Source organism: Thermaerobacter sp. FW80, assembly GCF_004634385.1.
Taxonomy (GTDB): Bacteria; Bacillota; Sulfobacillia; order Thermaerobacterales; family Thermaerobacteraceae; genus Thermaerobacter; species Thermaerobacter composti.
In genome coordinates this window covers 2370290-2385225 of sequence record NZ_CP037895.1, presented here as the reverse complement: position 1 = coordinate 2385225, position 14936 = coordinate 2370290, and the positions used below count along the sequence as shown (strand labels likewise).

At 75.1% G+C, this 14936-nt stretch carries 14 protein-coding genes; all 14 read left to right on the top strand.

Annotation, left to right across the window (positions count from 1 at the left end):
* Position 1 precedes the first annotated feature (1 nt).
* The gene (locus E1B22_RS09970) at positions 2–196 is read left to right on the top strand and encodes a CcmD family protein (RefSeq protein WP_135225529.1); all 195 of its coding nucleotides are present in this window, start codon (positions 2–4) and stop codon (positions 194–196) included.
* Between the two features lie 54 nt (positions 197–250).
* Positions 251–1180 (top strand): malate dehydrogenase, encoded by a 930-nt coding sequence (gene mdh, locus E1B22_RS09965; protein WP_135225528.1) that lies wholly within the window; start codon positions 251–253, stop codon positions 1178–1180.
* A 230-nt stretch (positions 1181–1410) separates the two neighbouring features.
* The gene (locus E1B22_RS09960) at positions 1411–2670 is read left to right on the top strand and encodes an NADP-dependent malic enzyme (RefSeq protein WP_135226092.1); all 1260 of its coding nucleotides are present in this window, start codon (positions 1411–1413) and stop codon (positions 2668–2670) included.
* A gap of 11 nt (positions 2671–2681) precedes the next feature.
* Positions 2682–3803, top strand: a complete 1122-nt coding sequence (gene sucC, locus E1B22_RS09955) for an ADP-forming succinate--CoA ligase subunit beta (protein WP_135225527.1) — start codon at positions 2682–2684, stop codon at positions 3801–3803.
* A complete protein-coding gene (sucD, locus tag E1B22_RS09950) occupies positions 3804–4670 on the top strand; it encodes a succinate--CoA ligase subunit alpha (protein WP_135225526.1) in 867 nt (288 codons plus the stop codon).
* Between the two features lie 93 nt (positions 4671–4763).
* Positions 4764–5528, top strand: coding sequence for a class I SAM-dependent methyltransferase (locus E1B22_RS09945; RefSeq protein WP_135225525.1), 765 nt, complete (start codon positions 4764–4766; stop codon positions 5526–5528).
* Positions 5529–5535: 7 nt separating this feature from the next.
* The gene (hemA, locus tag E1B22_RS09940; RefSeq protein WP_135225524.1) at positions 5536–7041 is read left to right on the top strand and encodes a glutamyl-tRNA reductase; all 1506 of its coding nucleotides are present in this window, start codon (positions 5536–5538) and stop codon (positions 7039–7041) included.
* A gap of 69 nt (positions 7042–7110) precedes the next feature.
* A complete protein-coding gene (locus tag E1B22_RS09935) occupies positions 7111–7962 on the top strand; it encodes an inner membrane protein YpjD (protein ID WP_243123315.1) in 852 nt (283 codons plus the stop codon).
* Between the two features lie 9 nt (positions 7963–7971).
* A complete protein-coding gene (gene hemC, locus E1B22_RS09930; protein WP_371413468.1) occupies positions 7972–9024 on the top strand; it encodes a hydroxymethylbilane synthase in 1053 nt (350 codons plus the stop codon).
* A gap of 119 nt (positions 9025–9143) precedes the next feature.
* On the top strand, positions 9144–10511 hold the full coding sequence (locus E1B22_RS09925; protein ID WP_243123314.1) for a uroporphyrinogen-III synthase: 1368 nt from the start codon (positions 9144–9146) through the stop codon (positions 10509–10511).
* A 27-nt stretch (positions 10512–10538) separates the two neighbouring features.
* On the top strand, positions 10539–11513 hold the full coding sequence (gene hemB, locus E1B22_RS09920) for a porphobilinogen synthase (protein WP_135225520.1): 975 nt from the start codon (positions 10539–10541) through the stop codon (positions 11511–11513).
* A gap of 82 nt (positions 11514–11595) precedes the next feature.
* On the top strand, positions 11596–13329 hold the full coding sequence (locus tag E1B22_RS09915; RefSeq protein WP_167758908.1) for a methylmalonyl-CoA mutase: 1734 nt from the start codon (positions 11596–11598) through the stop codon (positions 13327–13329).
* Positions 13330–13412: 83 nt separating this feature from the next.
* Entirely contained in the window at positions 13413–13862 is a 450-nt protein-coding gene (locus tag E1B22_RS09910; RefSeq protein WP_135225519.1) for a cobalamin B12-binding domain-containing protein, read from the top strand.
* Positions 13862–14893: a methylmalonyl Co-A mutase-associated GTPase MeaB gene (gene meaB / locus E1B22_RS09905; RefSeq protein WP_243123872.1), complete on the top strand. Its 1032-nt coding sequence runs from the start codon at positions 13862–13864 to the stop codon at positions 14891–14893. The genes E1B22_RS09910 and meaB overlap by 1 nt, the downstream gene beginning before the upstream one ends.
* Positions 14894–14936 lie beyond the last annotated feature (43 nt).

The following is a 14936-nucleotide window of genomic DNA, read 5'->3' as shown; positions in this document are numbered from 1 at the left end:
CGTGCCACCGATCACCCCCGAACTCGACCAACGGCTGCTGATCTATTTGTTTTGGGCCTACACGGCGGCCCTGGCGCTGCTCTTCGCCTACGTGGGGCGCCTCATGCGCAAGGTGGGGGAGCTGGAGCGGGAGCTGGGCCGCCAGCGCGCCGCCGGCCGCGGGCCGGGTCCGCGCCCGCCGGGCGTCGGCTCGTGACGGGTGGGACCACCGGCCCACCGGCGAAGTCCATCGACGGAGGGGGAGGCTAGGTTGAGGCGACCCAAGGTCAGCATCATCGGGGCGGGCAACACCGGTGCCGCCCTGGCCCACTGGCTGGCCACCAAGCAGGTGGCCGACATCGTCCTGGTCGATGTGGTCGAGGGCATGCCGCAGGGCAAGGCGCTGGACCTGATGCAGGCGGCCCCGGTGGAGGGCTTCGACACGATCCTGACCGGCTCCAACGACTACGCCGACATCGCCGGGTCCGCGGTGGTGGTCATCACCGCCGGCGCCGCCCGCAAGCCCGGCATGAGCCGCGACGACCTGGTCAACGTCAACACCGGCATCGTCCGCGACATCGCCGCCCAGGTGGCCCGCTACGCGCCCGATGCCTACCTGATCGTGTTGACGAACCCGCTGGACGTCATGTGCTACGTGGCCTACAAGGTCACCGGCTTCCCCAAGCATCGCGTGATGGGCCAGTCCGGCATCCTGGACTCCGCCCGCTTCCGCACCTTCATCGCCCTGGAGCTGGGCGTCTCCTTCGAGGACGTCCACGCCCTGGTGCTGGGCGGCCACGGCGACTCCATGGTGCCGCTGCCGCGCTACACCCACGTCGGCGGCATCCCGATCACGCAGCTGCTGCCGCCGGAGAAGATCGACGAGCTGGTCCGGCGGACCCGGGACGGCGGGGCCGAGATCGTCCGCCTGCTGAAGACGGGCTCGGCCTTCTTCGCCCCGGGGGCGGCGATGGCGGAGATGGTCGAGGCGATCCTGCGCGACCGGAAGCGGGTGCTGCCGGTCTCGGCCTATCTCGAGGGAGAATATGGCGAGTCGGGCATCTTCATGGGCGTGCCCGTGGTGCTCGGCGGCCAGGGCATCGAACGGATCCTGGAGATCGAGCTCACCGACGAGGAGCGGGCGGCCTTCGCCCGTTCGGCGGCGGACGTCCGCGAGACCTTGGCCAAGCTGGACCTCTGAGGGAGGAGGCGTGCCCCCGCCCCGGCCCGCCGGGCGCGACCCGGCGGGCCGGGGCGGGGCGGTGGAGGAGGCGATGCCACGCGGTGGCCGGAGCGGGTGAGCATCACGACGAGACCCGCGGCGTGCCGCAGGCTGGCGCATCCGGCGACCGCGGCGAGGGGCCGGCCGGGGTCGGCGCCGGGCGGTGGGCCGGTGCCGACCCCGCGGACGAGGCGGCGCGGGACGACGCCCTGCGCGCCGAGGCCGTCGCCCTGCACCGGCGGGCCCGCGGCAAGATCGAGATCGCCAGCAAGGTGCCCCTGCGGGACAGCCGCGACCTGAGCCTGGCCTACACCCCCGGCGTGGCCGAGCCGTGCCGGCTGATCGCCGCCGACCCCGACGAGGCCTTCGAGCTCACCGCCCGCGGCAACCTGGTGGCGGTGGTGTCCGACGGCTCCGCCGTCCTGGGCCTCGGCGACATCGGTCCGGCGGCCGCCCTGCCCGTGATGGAGGGCAAGGCGATCCTCTTCAAGCTGTACGCGGCCGTCGACGCGGTGCCGCTGTGCATCGAGGCCCGCGAGGTGGGCCGGATCGTCGAGGTGGTCCGCGCCCTGGCGCCGAGCTTCGGCGGCATCAACCTGGAGGACATCGCCGCCCCCCGCTGCTTCGAGGTGGAGGCGCGGCTGCGGGCCGAGCTGGACATCCCGGTGTTCCACGACGACCAGCACGGGACGGCCATCGTCACCGCGGCGGCGCTGATCAACGCCCTGCGGGTGGTGGGCAAGGAGCTGCACCGCGTGCGCATCGTGGTCAACGGGGCGGGCGCCGCGGGCATCGCCACCAGCCAGTTGCTGCTGGATCTGGGCGCCCGCGACCTGGTGCTGTGCGACAGCCGCGGCGCCCTCTACCCCGGCCGGCCCTACGGGATGAACCCGTACAAGCAGCGGATCGCGGAGCGCAGCAACCCCGCCGGCCGCAAGGGGCAGCTGGCCGACGTGATGGAGGGGGCCGACGTGTTCATCGGCCTCTCCCGGGCCGGGGCGGTCACGCCCAGCATGGTGCGCAGCATGGCGCCTGACGCCATCGTCATGGCGATGGCCAACCCGACGCCGGAGATCTTCCCCGACGCGGCGGCGGCCGCGGGGGCGCGGGTGGTCTGCACGGGGCGCTCGGACTTCCCCAACCAGATCAACAACGTGCTGGCCTTCCCCGGCGTGTTCCGCGGCGCCCTGGACGTGCGGGCCCGGGAGGTCAACGAGGCGATGAAGCTGGCGGCGGCGCGGGCCATCGCCGATCTGGTCGAACCGGACCGGCTCGCGCCGGACTACATCATCCCCGCGGCCGGCGACCCCCGGGTGGCCCCGGCGGTGGCCGCCGCGGTGGCCGCGGCGGCCACCGCCAGCGGCGTGGCCCGGCGCCCCCGGGATCCCGCCGAGGTGGGGCGCGCGACGGCCCGCCGGGTCGAGGCGGTGCGCGCCCGCCTGGCCGGTTCGTCCAATACCGCCCAGTGAGGTGAGCGTCGTTGAAGTTCTTCGAGTACATGGCCAAGGAGGTCTTCCGGGCGCGGGGCATCCCCACGCCGCGGGGCCGGGTGGCGGCCTCCCCCGACGAGGCGGCCGCGGTGGCCGCGGAGATCGGCGGGCCGGTGGCCGTCAAGTCGCAGGTCCTGGCCGGAGGGCGCGGCAAGGCCGGCGGCATCCGGTTCGCCGACACGCCCGCCGCGGCCCGCGAGGTGGCGGCCGGGCTGCTCGGCCAGGAGGTGCGGGGCCACCGCGTCGAGCGGGTGCTGGTCGAGGAGAAGCTGTCCATCGACCGCGAGCTGTACCTGGGCATCGCCGTGGACACCGGCCGCAAGGCACCGCTGGTCATCGCGTCGCTGCACGGCGGCGTGAACATCGAGGAGGTCCCGGAGAAGGACATCGTCAAGCGGCCCGTGGACATCACCCTGGGGGTGTACCCCTACTTCGCCCGCGGCATCGCCCGGCGGCTCGGGCTCGAGGGTGCCGTCGCCCGCCAGTTCGTCGAGATCCTGACGCGGCTGTACGGGATCTTCCGCGACTACGACGCCGAGCTGGTGGAGATCAACCCCCTGGTGATCGCCGGCGACCGGCTGATCGCCGCCGACGGCCGGCTCAACGTCGACGACGACGCCCGGTTCCGCCACCCGGACCTGCCCGAGGTCAGCGAGGCCACGGAGCTGGAGCGGCGGGTGCGGGAGATCGGGCTCTCCTACGTGGAGCTGGACGGTGACATCGCCGTCATGGCCAACGGCGCCGGCATCACCATGGCGACCATCGACGTGCTGGCCGAGTACGGCGGGCGGGCGATGAACTTCCTCGACGCCGGCGGCGGCGCGGCGGTGGAGCCCATGGCCAAGGCCATGGCGGTGCTGGTGTCCACGAGGCCCAAGGTCATCTTCGTCAACATCTTCGGCGGCATCACGCGCTGCGACGACGTGGCCAACGCCATCGTCACCGTCAAGGAGCAGCAGGGCATCCCGGTGCCGCTGGTGGTGCGGCTGGTGGGCACCAACGAGGACAAGGGCGTGGCGATCCTCCGGGAGCACGGCATCGAGGCCTTCCGGGACATGGGCGAGGCCGCCCGCAAGGCGGTCGAGCTGGCCCGGCGGGGAGGGGAGCGGTAGATGGCGATCCTGATCGACGAGCGCACCCGGGTGGTGGTGCAGGGCATCACCGGCCACCAGGGCAGCTTCCACACCGGCCAGATGCTGGACTACGGCACCCGCGTGGTGGCGGGCGTCTCGCCGGGCAAGGAGGGCCAGGAGGTCCGGGGCGTGCCCGTGTACGACACGGTGGAGGCGGCGGTGGAGAAGCACGGGGCCACCGCCTCGGTGGTCTTCGTGCCCGCACCCTTCGCCAAGGACGCGGTCCTGGAGGCGCTGGACGCCGGGATCAAGCTGGTGGTGGTGATCACCGAGCACGTGCCGCTGCACGACGCCATGGAGATCATGGCGCGGGCCCGGCTCAAGGGCGCCACCGTGGTCGGCCCCAACACCTTCGGGGTGATCTCGCCCGGCAAGTCCAAGATCGGGATCATGCCCAATGCCATCTACACTCCCGGCCGGGTGGGCATCGTCGCCCGCAGTGGTACCCTTTCCTACGAGATCGCCGCCTCCCTCTCCCACGCCGGGTTCGGTCAGTCCACCGTGGTCGGCATGGGCGGCGACCGGGTGGTGGGGCTCTCCTTCATCGACGTGCTGAAGCTGTTCGAGCAGGACAAGGAGACGGAGGCGGTGGTCCTGGTGGGCGAGATCGGCGGCACCGCGGAGGAGGAGGCCGCCGAGTACATCAAGGGCATGTCCAAGCCCGTGGTCGCCTACCTGGCCGGCAAGCACGCACCGCCCGGCAAGCGCATGGGGCACGCGGGGGCCATCATCGAGCGGGGCCGGGGGACCTACCAGAGCAAGGTCGAGGCCCTGGAGGCGGCGGGGGCCCGGGTCGCCGCGCTGCCCTGGCAGGTGGCCGACCTGGTGCGCGAGGTCCTGCGCTAGCGCGGCCCCATGAGACGGGCCCGGGCCGAGCCGGCGCGGGAGGGTGCCGGTCGTCCCGGCGCGGGACGCACCACCCAGGAGGAAGGGACCGCCATGGGGGCTTTCGGCGCCGCCCCGGGACCAGGGACGGAGAAGGCCGCCTACATCCGCCAGCTCTTCGACACCATCGCGCCCGGCTACGACCGGATGAACCGGCTCATGACCCTGGGCCAGTGGCGGTACTGGCAGTGGCGGCTGGCCCGGCGCCTGGAGGAGCTGCCCCTGGAGGGGGCCCGGGTGCTGGACGTGGCCTGCGGCACCGGGGAGATCACCGCCCTCTTGGCGCGCCGGGTGGGGCCGTCGGGGCACGTGACCGGGCTGGACTTCTCGCCGGGCATGCTGGCCGTCGCCCGTCGCCGCCTGGAGGAGGCGGGCCTCGCGGCTCGGGTCCGGCTGGTGCAGGGCGACGCCCTGGCCATGCCCTTCCCGGACGGTGGCTTCGACCTGGTGACCATGGGGTTCGCGCTGCGCAACGTAGCCGACCTGGACCGCGCCCTGGCGGAGATGGTCCGGGTCGCGCGGCCGGGGGGACGGGTGCTGCTGCTCGAGCTCTCCCACAGCCCGTGGCCCTGGGTGCGGGTGCCCTTCCGCTGGTACTTCGAGCGGGTGGTGCCGGCCATGGGGCGATGGGCGGCCCGCCGCTGGCGGGGGCCGGGACCGGCCCCCTACGCGTGGCTGCCCCAGTCGGTGCGGGGCTTCCCGGGGGCGGAGGAGCTCGCCGCCCGCATGGCGGCGGCGGGCCTGGAGGGCGTGCGGTTCTGGCGGATGTCGGCAGGCATCGTCTGCCTCCACGAGGGGCGGCGGCCCGCGGGGACGTGAGGGTCCGATGGGCGTGATTCTCGTCGGGATGAACCACCGCACGGCCCCGGTCGCCGTGCGGGAACGGCTGGCGGTCGACGCGGAGGCGGCCACGTCCGCGCTGCGGGAGCTGGTGGCCCTCCCGGCCGTGGACGAGGTGGTGCTCCTCTCCACCTGCAACCGGGTGGAGGTCTACGCCGCGGCGGAGCACCACGGCCAGGGGATCCGCCAGGTGCAGGAGACCCTGGCCCGCTGGGCGGGCATGGAGCGCGAGCAGCTGGAGGCCTACCTCTACCTGCGGGAAGACGCGGCCGCCGCCCGCCACCTGTTCCGCGTCGCGGCGGGCCTGGACTCCATGGTGCTCGGGGAGAGCCAGATCCTGGGTCAGGTGCGGGACGCCTACCACGCGGCCGCGTCCGCCGGCACCTGTGGCAAGGTGCTGCACGGCCTGTTCCAGCAGGCCCTGGCGGCGGGCAAGCGGGCGCGCACGGAGACGGCCATCGGTCAGCACGCGGTGTCCGTCAGCTACGTCGCCGTCGAGCTGGCCCGCAAGGTGTTCGGCAAGCTGGAGGGGCGGGCCGTCCTGCTGGTGGGTGCGGGGGAGACGGCGGAGCTGGCCGCCCGCAGCCTGGCGGAGGACGGCGGCTGCCGGCTGGTGGTGGCGAACCGGACCGTGGAGCGCGGTCGGCAGCTGGCCGCGGCCTATGGAGGACGGGCGCTGCCCTTGGAGCGGCTGGCCGAGGCCCTGGTCGAGTGCGACGTGGTGATCGCCTCCACCGGATCCGCCCGCCCGCTGATCACCGCCGCCATGGTGCGGGAGGCCATGCGGCGCCGGCGGGGTCGCCCCCTCCTGCTGGTGGACATCGCCGTGCCGCGGGACGTCGAGGCGGCGGCCGGACGCTTGGACGGCGTCTTCCTCTACGACATCGACGACCTGGAGGCGGTGGTGGAGGCGAACCTCCGGCTGCGGCGGGAGGAGGCGAGCCGGGTCGAGGCGATGCTGGACGAAGAGGTGCGCCAGTTCGAGGGGTGGCTGCAGAGCTTGAACGTGGTTCCGCTGATCCGCTCGCTGCGGGAGAAGGCCGAGGCCATGCGCCGCCAGGAGCTGGAACGGGCGCTGCGCAAGCTGCCCCATCTCTCCGAGCGCGACCGCCAGGTGATCGACGGCCTCACCCGGCTGATCGTCAACAAGCTGCTCAACGATCCGATGGTGCGCCTGAAGGAGGCGGTGGCGGGCGGCCGCGGCCCGGTGTACCTGGAGGAGGCCTTCACCGAGCTGTTCGCCCTGGACGAACCGGCGCCCCGCGGCCGCCGCGGGGCGGGCACCCACGCCCCCGCCGCCGGCGACGGCCAAGCCCCGCCGCGGGCCGGCGGGGAGGCGGACGCCGCGGGGGCCGCACCGGATGGGCCCCTGCCGGCGGATGGCCCCCACCGGATGGCCCCGGCGGGCGGCGAGGCCCCGGATCCCCGGTGGCCGCGGTCGGGCGCCCGCGCGGCCGCCGGCGGCGCGGACGCGCGGGTCGGACGGCCGTGATCCGGCGGGGGCTGGTCCGCGACGGGCGGCAGGTGAGAGCCGGTGCAGGGCTGGCTGGGATGGGCATACGTGGCCGTGACCCTCGGCTACCTGGCCGCCGCAGGCGGGTACGCCTGGGCGCTGGGCAGCCTGGCGCGGGATGCCGCGGCGCGCTGGCTGGCCCGCGTCACGTGGGCGGTGCACACCGGCCTCCTGGCCGTCGCGGTGGCGACCGGCCACGTCCCCTTCCTGAGCCCGCAGGGGTCGGTGTTCTTCCTCGGCTGGGGATGGGTGCTCAATGGGCTCGTGCTGGAGTCCCTGCTGGGGCTGCGGGCCCTGGGGGCCTTCATGCTGCCGCCCGTGGTGGCGTTGCTCGTGTTGGTGGCGGCCGTCGGCGGGCCGGCGAGGGCCGGCGCGGTGGCGGCGGCCGATGAAGGCCTGCCCGCGGCGTCGGCGGCGGCCGTCGCCGGGCTCGGGGGTGGGGACCCCTTCGGCGCACCCTGGATCTGGCTCCACGCCATCATCGCCCTCTTGAGCTATTGCGCCTTCGGCCTCGCCTCGGCGCTGGCGGCCATGTACCTCCTCCAGGAGCGCCAGCTGCGGAGCAAGGTCTTCAGCCGCCTCTACCGCCACCTCCCCGCCCTGGAGGAGATGGACCGCGCCTGCTGGTGGCTGATCGGCAGCGGCTTCGCCCTGCTCACCCTGGCGCTGGCCAGCGGGACCCTCTCGGCCGGGCAACTGTGGGACGACCGCTGGGCCAGCGACGGCAAGGTGATCGCCAGCCTGGCCGCCTGGCTGTTCTACGGTCTGCTCCTGACCCTGCGCGCCGTGGCGGGGTGGCGGGGGCGCCGACTGGCGTACCTTTCGCTGGTCGGCTTCGCCGTCATCCTCTTCAACTACCTGGTGGTGGGGCCGCACTGGTCGACCCGCCACGTCTTCTGAGGGGGAGGGATGAGCGTGGCCGCCAGGGTGGTGCGCATTGGCACCCGCTCCAGCGCGCTGGCCCGGCTCCAGGCGGAGCGGGTGGCGCAGCGCCTCCGCCGGCACCACCCCCACCTGGCGGTGGAGCTGGTCCCCATCACCACCCAGGGGGATCGGGACCGGGCACGGCCCCTCTACGCCCTCGAGACGGCGGGCGCCTTCGTCAAGGAGCTGGAGCAGGCCCTGCGCGACGGGCGCATCGACTTGGCGGTCCACAGCGCCAAGGACGTGCCCACGCGCCTGCCCGAGGGGCTGGAGCTGGCCGCCTTCCCGGAGCGCGAGGACCCCGGCGATGCCCTGGTGCTGCCGGCCGCGGCCGACCCGTCCCGGGCGGCCGCGCCGGCGACCGAGCCGGGACCGGACGGCGGCGTGACGGCGAAGGGGGAGGGGGGGCCGATCGGGCCGCTGGATCGCCTTCCGCCGGGTGCCCGGGTGGGGACCAGCAGCCTGCGCCGTCAGGCGTGGCTCCGCGCCCGACGGCCCGACCTGGCGGTCGAACCGGCCCGCGGGAACCTGGACACGCGGTTGCGACGCCTGGACGGGGGCGCGTGGGACGCCTTGCTGGTGGCCGCCGCCGGGCTGCGACGCCTGGGCCTGGGCCATCGGATCAGCGCACCCGTCCCGCCGTCGGTGCTCCTGCCGGCGCCGGGCCAGGGGGCGCTGGCCGTCGAGATCCGCCGGGACGACGCGGCGATGCGACGGCTGGTGGCGGTGCTCGACTGCCCTGAGGTGGCGCTGGCGGTGCGGGCGGAGCGGGCCTTCCTGGCCGAGCTGGGCGGCACCTGCCGGGTGCCGCTGGGGGCCTGGGGGCGGGTCGAGGGGTCCCGCCTGCGCCTGCGGGGCATGGTGGCCGGACGGGACGGGTCGCCCTGGCTGGAGGACGAGGTGGTGGGCCCGGCGCAGGACCCCGAGGGCGTCGGCCGGGCGCTGGCCGAGCGACTGGTGGCCCAGGGGGCGCGGACCGTGCTGGCGGCGGCGGGTGGGGGCGCGGCCGCCGGGGACGGCGACGGCCGGCGACCCTGAGCGGTCGGTCGGGGCGGGGCGCGCGGGGCGGGCGGTACGCCGCCATGCCGGCATCGGCCGGCCGAGGCGCGGCAGAGCCGGGCGGGGCCGGCGAGGGCCGGGATCGGGGAGGTGGGCGCATGCCGGGCGACCAGGGCGCGGAGAACCCGTGGGGACGCGGTGCTGCGGACGGCGGCCACCGAGGTGCGGCCGGCGCCGCCGAAGGGGTCGCCGCGCCCGGCCGGGCCGCCGTCGGCGAGCTCTGGGGCCTGCCCGGATGGGTCTACGTGGTGGAGGCGGGGCCCGGCGACCCCGGCCTGCTCACCGTCCGCGGCAGCGAGCTGCTCCGAGCCGCCGAGGTCGTGGTGGCGGATGCCGGCCTGGAGGCGGCGCTCCAGCGGTGGGCTTCGCCCACCGCCGCCCTCTGGCTCGTCACGCCGCCAGCGGGAGCGGAGGCGGCGCCGGGACGACCTCCCTGGGCCGGCCGGCTGCCGGTGGCCGGCCGGCTCGAGCCGGATCGCGTCGCGGGGCGCCTGGCCCGCTGGGCGCGGGCCGGACTGCGGGTCGTCCGGCTGGTCCGCGGTCGGTCGTCCCGGGACGAGGGGACGGCCCTGGCCGCGGCAGGGGTCGGCGTGATCCCGGTACCGGGGGTGCCGGCGGGCGGCGGGTCCGCGGACGGACGCCAGCCGGCGCCGCCGCTGGCCGGCTGGCGCGTCGCGGTCACCCGGGCGGCCGAGCAGGCTGGCGATCTGGCGGAGCTCGTCGGCCGCCTGGGCGGCGAGGCGCTGGAGCTCCCGCTGATCGCCGTGGAGCCGGCCCCCGGCGAGGCGGAGCTCGACGCGGAGCTGGACGACCCCAGCGGAAGCTGGTGGGTCTTCACCAGCCAGAACGGCGTGGCCGCCCTGGCCCGGCGGTTGCGGGCGCGGGGGGGCGACGCGCGGGCGCTGGCCGGTGCCCGGGTCGCCGTGGTCGGCGAGGCGACGCGGGGTGCCCTGGAGGGGGCGGTGGGGATTCGGGCCGACGTGGTCCCGTCCGCGTTCACCGGTGCCCGTCTCTGGGAGGAACTGGCCCGTCGCGTCCAGCCCGGCCAGCGGGTGGTGTGGCCGCGGGGTGACCGGGCCGCGGTGGCGGCGGCCCGCCCGGTGGTGGAGGCCGGGGCCGTGCTGCGCGCGCCGGTGGTCTACCGCACGGTGCTGCGACGGCAGGAGGCGGCGGCCCTGCTGGAGCTCGTGCGCGCCGGGCGCGTCGACGCGGTCACCCTGGCCAGCCCCTCGGCCTGCGAGGCCCTGGCGGAGGCGGCGGGGCCCGAAGGGCTCGGTCGGTTCTTCCCGCATCGGGAACCGGCGGGACCCGGCGGCCGGCGCCCGCTGGTGGTCTGCATCGGTCCCCGCACCGCCCAGCGGGCGGCGGCCCTCGGCCTGCCCGTCGACCGGGTGCCATCCCGCTTCACCGCGGAAGGATTGGTCGCGGCCCTTCTCGAAGGACTAGAGGCTGGCGGGGGTTCGTAGGCCCCTGTCGCGCTCGAGGTGAAAGCCATGGCCTTTCCGGTGCATCGCCCGCGGCGGCTGCGGTCGAGCCCGGCGGTGCGCAGCCTGGTGCGGGAGACGGATCTGACCGTCGACCGCCTGATCTACCCGCTGTTCGTGGTCCCGGGCCGGGACGTGGTGGAGCCGGTGCCGTCCATGCCCGGGGTCGAGCACCGGTCCGTCGACCGCGCGGTGGAGCGGGCCCGGGAGGTCTTCGCGCTGGGGATCCGCGCCGTGCTGCTCTTCGGTCTGCCGCGGGCGAAGGACGAACGCGGCAGCGAGGCCGCGGCGCCGGACGGCGCCGTGCAGCAGGCCATCCGGGCGATCAAGGACGCGCTGCCGGACCTGCTGGTGATCACCGACGTGTGCCTCTGTGCCTACACCAGCCACGGGCACTGCGGCATCCTCACCGCCGACGGTCGCATCGACAACGATGCGACCCTGGAGCAGCTGGCCCAGGTGGCCCTCTCCCATGCCCGCGCCGGCGCCGACTGGGTCGCCCCGTCGGACATGATGGACGGCCGGGTGGGGGCGATCCGTCGGGCGCTGGACGAGGACGGCTTCCAGGAGACGGCGATCCTGTCCTATGCCGTCAAGTACGCGTCCGCCTTCTACGGCCCGTTCCGGGAGGCGGCCCACTCCGCCCCCGCCTTCGGCGACCGGCGCACCCACCAGATGGACCCCACCAACGTGCGCGAGGCGCTGCGGGAGGTGGCCCTGGACCTGGAGGAGGGGGCCGACCTGGTGATGGTCAAGCCGGCCCTGGCCTACCTGGACGTGATCCGCGCCGTCCGCGAGCGGTTCCCGGTGCCGGTGGTGGCGTACAATGTCAGTGGCGAGTACAGCCTGGTCAAGGCGGCCGCGCGGCAGGGCTGGGTGGACGAGCAGGCGGTGGTGCTGGAGGCGTTGACGGCCATGCGGCGGGCGGGGGCGGACGCCATCATCACCTACCACGCGCCGGAGGTGGCGCGCTGGCTGGGTTGAGCGAAGGCCGGCGGCCGACCGCGGTTGGGGGCGCGGAGAGGGGCGCGGGTCGGTGTTCGCCGAGGGAGAGGGGTGAACCGGGATGGCAGACCGGATCGTCACGGGGGCGGAGGCGGCCTCCGACCGTCCCCGCGCGGCGGGCGGCCAGGGCGCCGCGGGCCGCGCCGGGGGCACGGCCGAAGGGCCGGGCCCCGCGGGGGCGGCCGGCGCGGGCGGGACGGGTCGGGAGCGGCGCCCGCGGTTCGAGACGCTCTCGGGGATCGAGGTCAAGCGTTGCTACGGCCCGGAGGACGTGCCCGCCATCGACGACGAGCGACGGCTGGGTCGTCCCGGCCAGTGGCCCTACACCCGCGGCATCCACGAGACCATGTACCGGGGCCGGCTGTGGACCATGCGCCAGTTCGCCGGCTTCGGGACGGCCGAGCAGACCAACCAGCGGTTCAAGTACCTCCTCAAGGAGGGCCAGACGGGCCTCAGCGTCGCCTTCGACTTCCCCACGCTGCTGGGCTACGACTCGGACCACCCCATGTCCGACGGCGAGGTCGGCAAGCTCGGCGTGGCCATCGACACCCTGGCCGACATGGAGATCCTGTTCGACGGGATCCCGCTGGACCAGGTGTCCACCTCCATGACCATCAACGGACCGGCGGCGATGATCTTCGCCATGTACCTGGCCGCCGCGGAGAAGCAGGGCGTGCCCTTCGACCGGCTGCGGGGCACGATCCAGAACGACATCCTCAAGGAGTACATCGCGCAGAACACGTACATCTTCCCGCCGCGCCCGTCGATGCGCATCATCACCGACATCTTCGCCTTCTGCGCCGACCACGTGCCCCAGTGGAACACGGTGAGCATCTCCGGCTACCACATCCGGGAGGCCGGCGCCACGGCGGTCCAGGAGCTGGCGTTCACCCTGGCCAACGGGTTCGAGTACGTGCGGGCCGGCATCGAGGCGGGGCTCGACGTGGATCGCTTCGCGCCGCGGCTCTCCTTCTTCTTCAACGTCCACAACGACTTCTTCGAGGAGATCGCCAAGCTGCGGGCGGCGCGGCGCATCTGGGCCGTCGAGATGCGGGAGCGCTTCGGGGCCAAGGACCCGCGCTCGTGGAAGATGCGCTTCCACTGCCAGACGGCGGGGTGTACGCTGACGGCCCAGCAGCCGGAGATCAACATCGTCCGGGTGACGCTGCAGGCGCTGGCGGCGGTGCTGGGCGGGACCCAGTCGCTGCACACCAACTCCTTCGACGAGGCGCTGGCCCTGCCGACGGAGAAGGCGGTGCGCATCGCCCTGCGCACCCAGCAGATCATCGCCGAGGAGAGCGGGGTGACCCACACCGTCGACCCGCTGGGCGGCTCCTACTACGTGGAGTGGCTGACCGACGAGATGGAGCGCCGGGCGCGCGAGTACTTCCGGCGCATCGACGAGCTGGGCGGCGTGATCCCCGCCATCGAGGCCGGGTTCTTCCACAGGGAGATCGCCGACGCCTCCTACCGGTATCAGCGGCAGGTGGAGGCGGGCGAGATCACGGTGGTGGGCGTCAACAAGTACGTCCTGGCGGAGGAGGAGCAGCCGGAGATCCTGCGGGTCCCCGACGAGGTCCAGGAGCGCCAGGTCCAGCGGCTGCGGGACATCCGCCGCACCCGGGACAACCGGCGGGTCAGCCAGGCCCTGCGCGACCTCAAGGCGGCGGCGCGCAGCGGCGAGAACCTGATGCCGCGCCTGCTGGAGTGCGCCCGCGCCTATGCCACCCTGGGCGAGATGTGCGACACGCTGCGGGAGGTCTTCGGGGAGTACCGCGATCGGGCGATCTTCTAGCCCGAGGGGGGCGGTCCGTCCGCGGCGCGGGGCGGCGCCGAGGCCGGCTCGGGTCGTGATCGCAGGAGCGAGGCGGAGACGCCATGGAGACGCAACCGGTGACCACCGGCGAGGTGCCGGCGAGCCAGCGGATCCGCGTGCTGGTGGCCAAGCCGGGCATGGACCGGCACGACCGCGGCGCCAAGGTCATCGCCCGGGCGTATCGCGACGCCGGCATGGAGGTGATCTACACGGGCCTCCACCAGTCGCCGGCCCAGATCGCCCGGGCGGCCCTGGAGGAAGACGTGGACGTGGTGGCGCTCAGCATCCTCTCGGGCGCCCACAATACCGTGATCCCCCGCGTGTGCCAGGCGCTGCGGGAGGTGGGCCTGGACGACGTGGTCGTGCTGGTGGGCGGCGTGATCCCGCCGGAGGACGTCCCCGGGCTGCTCGCGGCCGGCGTCACGCGGGTCTTCGGGCCGGGCTCGAGCACCGAGGAGATCGTCGCCTACACGCGCGAGCAGGTGCGCAAGCGCCGGGGGGACCGGGCGTGATGCGCGCGTCCGGCCCCGAGGAACTGGCCCGCGGCGTGTTGGCGGGGGATCGCAGGGCGCTGGCCCGCGCCATCACGTGGGTGGAGAACCGCCGGCCGGGGGCGAGCGAGCTCCTGCGCCGCATCTACCCCGAGACCGGCCGCGCCCACGTGGTCGGGCTGACCGGGGCGCCGGGCGTCGGCAAGAGCACCCTGGCGGCTGCCCTGGCCCGCCACCTGCGCAGCGCGGGGCAGCGGGTGGGCCTCGTCGCCGTCGACCCGTCCAGCCCCTTCACGGGCGGCGCCCTCCTGGGCGACCGCATCCGCTTCAGCCAGGGGGCGGTGGACGACGGCGTCTTCTTCCGCAGCCTGGCCTCCCGCGGCCAGGTGGGCGGCCTCGCCCGGGCCACGGGGGACGTGATCCACCTATTGGACGCCGCCGGCATGGACGTGGTGCTGGTGGAGACGGTGGGGGCCGGCCAGTCCGAGGTGGCGATCATGCGGCACGCCCACACCGTGGTGGTGGTGCTGGCCCCGGGGCTGGGCGACGACGTCCAGGCGGCCAAGGCCGGGATCCTGGAGGTCGCCGACGTCCTGGTGGTCAACAAGGCCGACCAGCCGGGGGCGAGCCGCACGGTGCAGGAGCTGCGGCAGATGCTGGAGCTGGGGGCGCCGCGGGATCCCGGCTGGCGGCCGCCGGTCGTGGAGACGGTGGCCGCCGACGGGCGGGGCGTGGCGGCGCTGGCGGATGCCGTCGCCCGCCACCGGCAGCACCTGACGGAGAGCCCGGCCGGCGCGCAGCGAGACCGCTGGCGGGCCGAGGAGGCGCTGCGCCAGGAACTGCTGGCCCTGGTCGCCGAGCGGCTCCACGGCACGGCGGCGTGGGCGGCGGCCACCGACGCCGTGGCCGGCCGCCGGGTGACGCCGGCCGAGGCCGCCGGCCGCCTGCTGGATGCCTTGCGGGACGAGCGCGGCCCGAGGGACGGGCACCCGGCGGAGGGTGGTGGCGGCCGGGCCGCCGTCGAGGCGCGCGGCGGGGCGGCGGGCGGCTGACGGACCGCGGGGACGGCCGAGCCGACGCCGCCGCGTGGTGGCG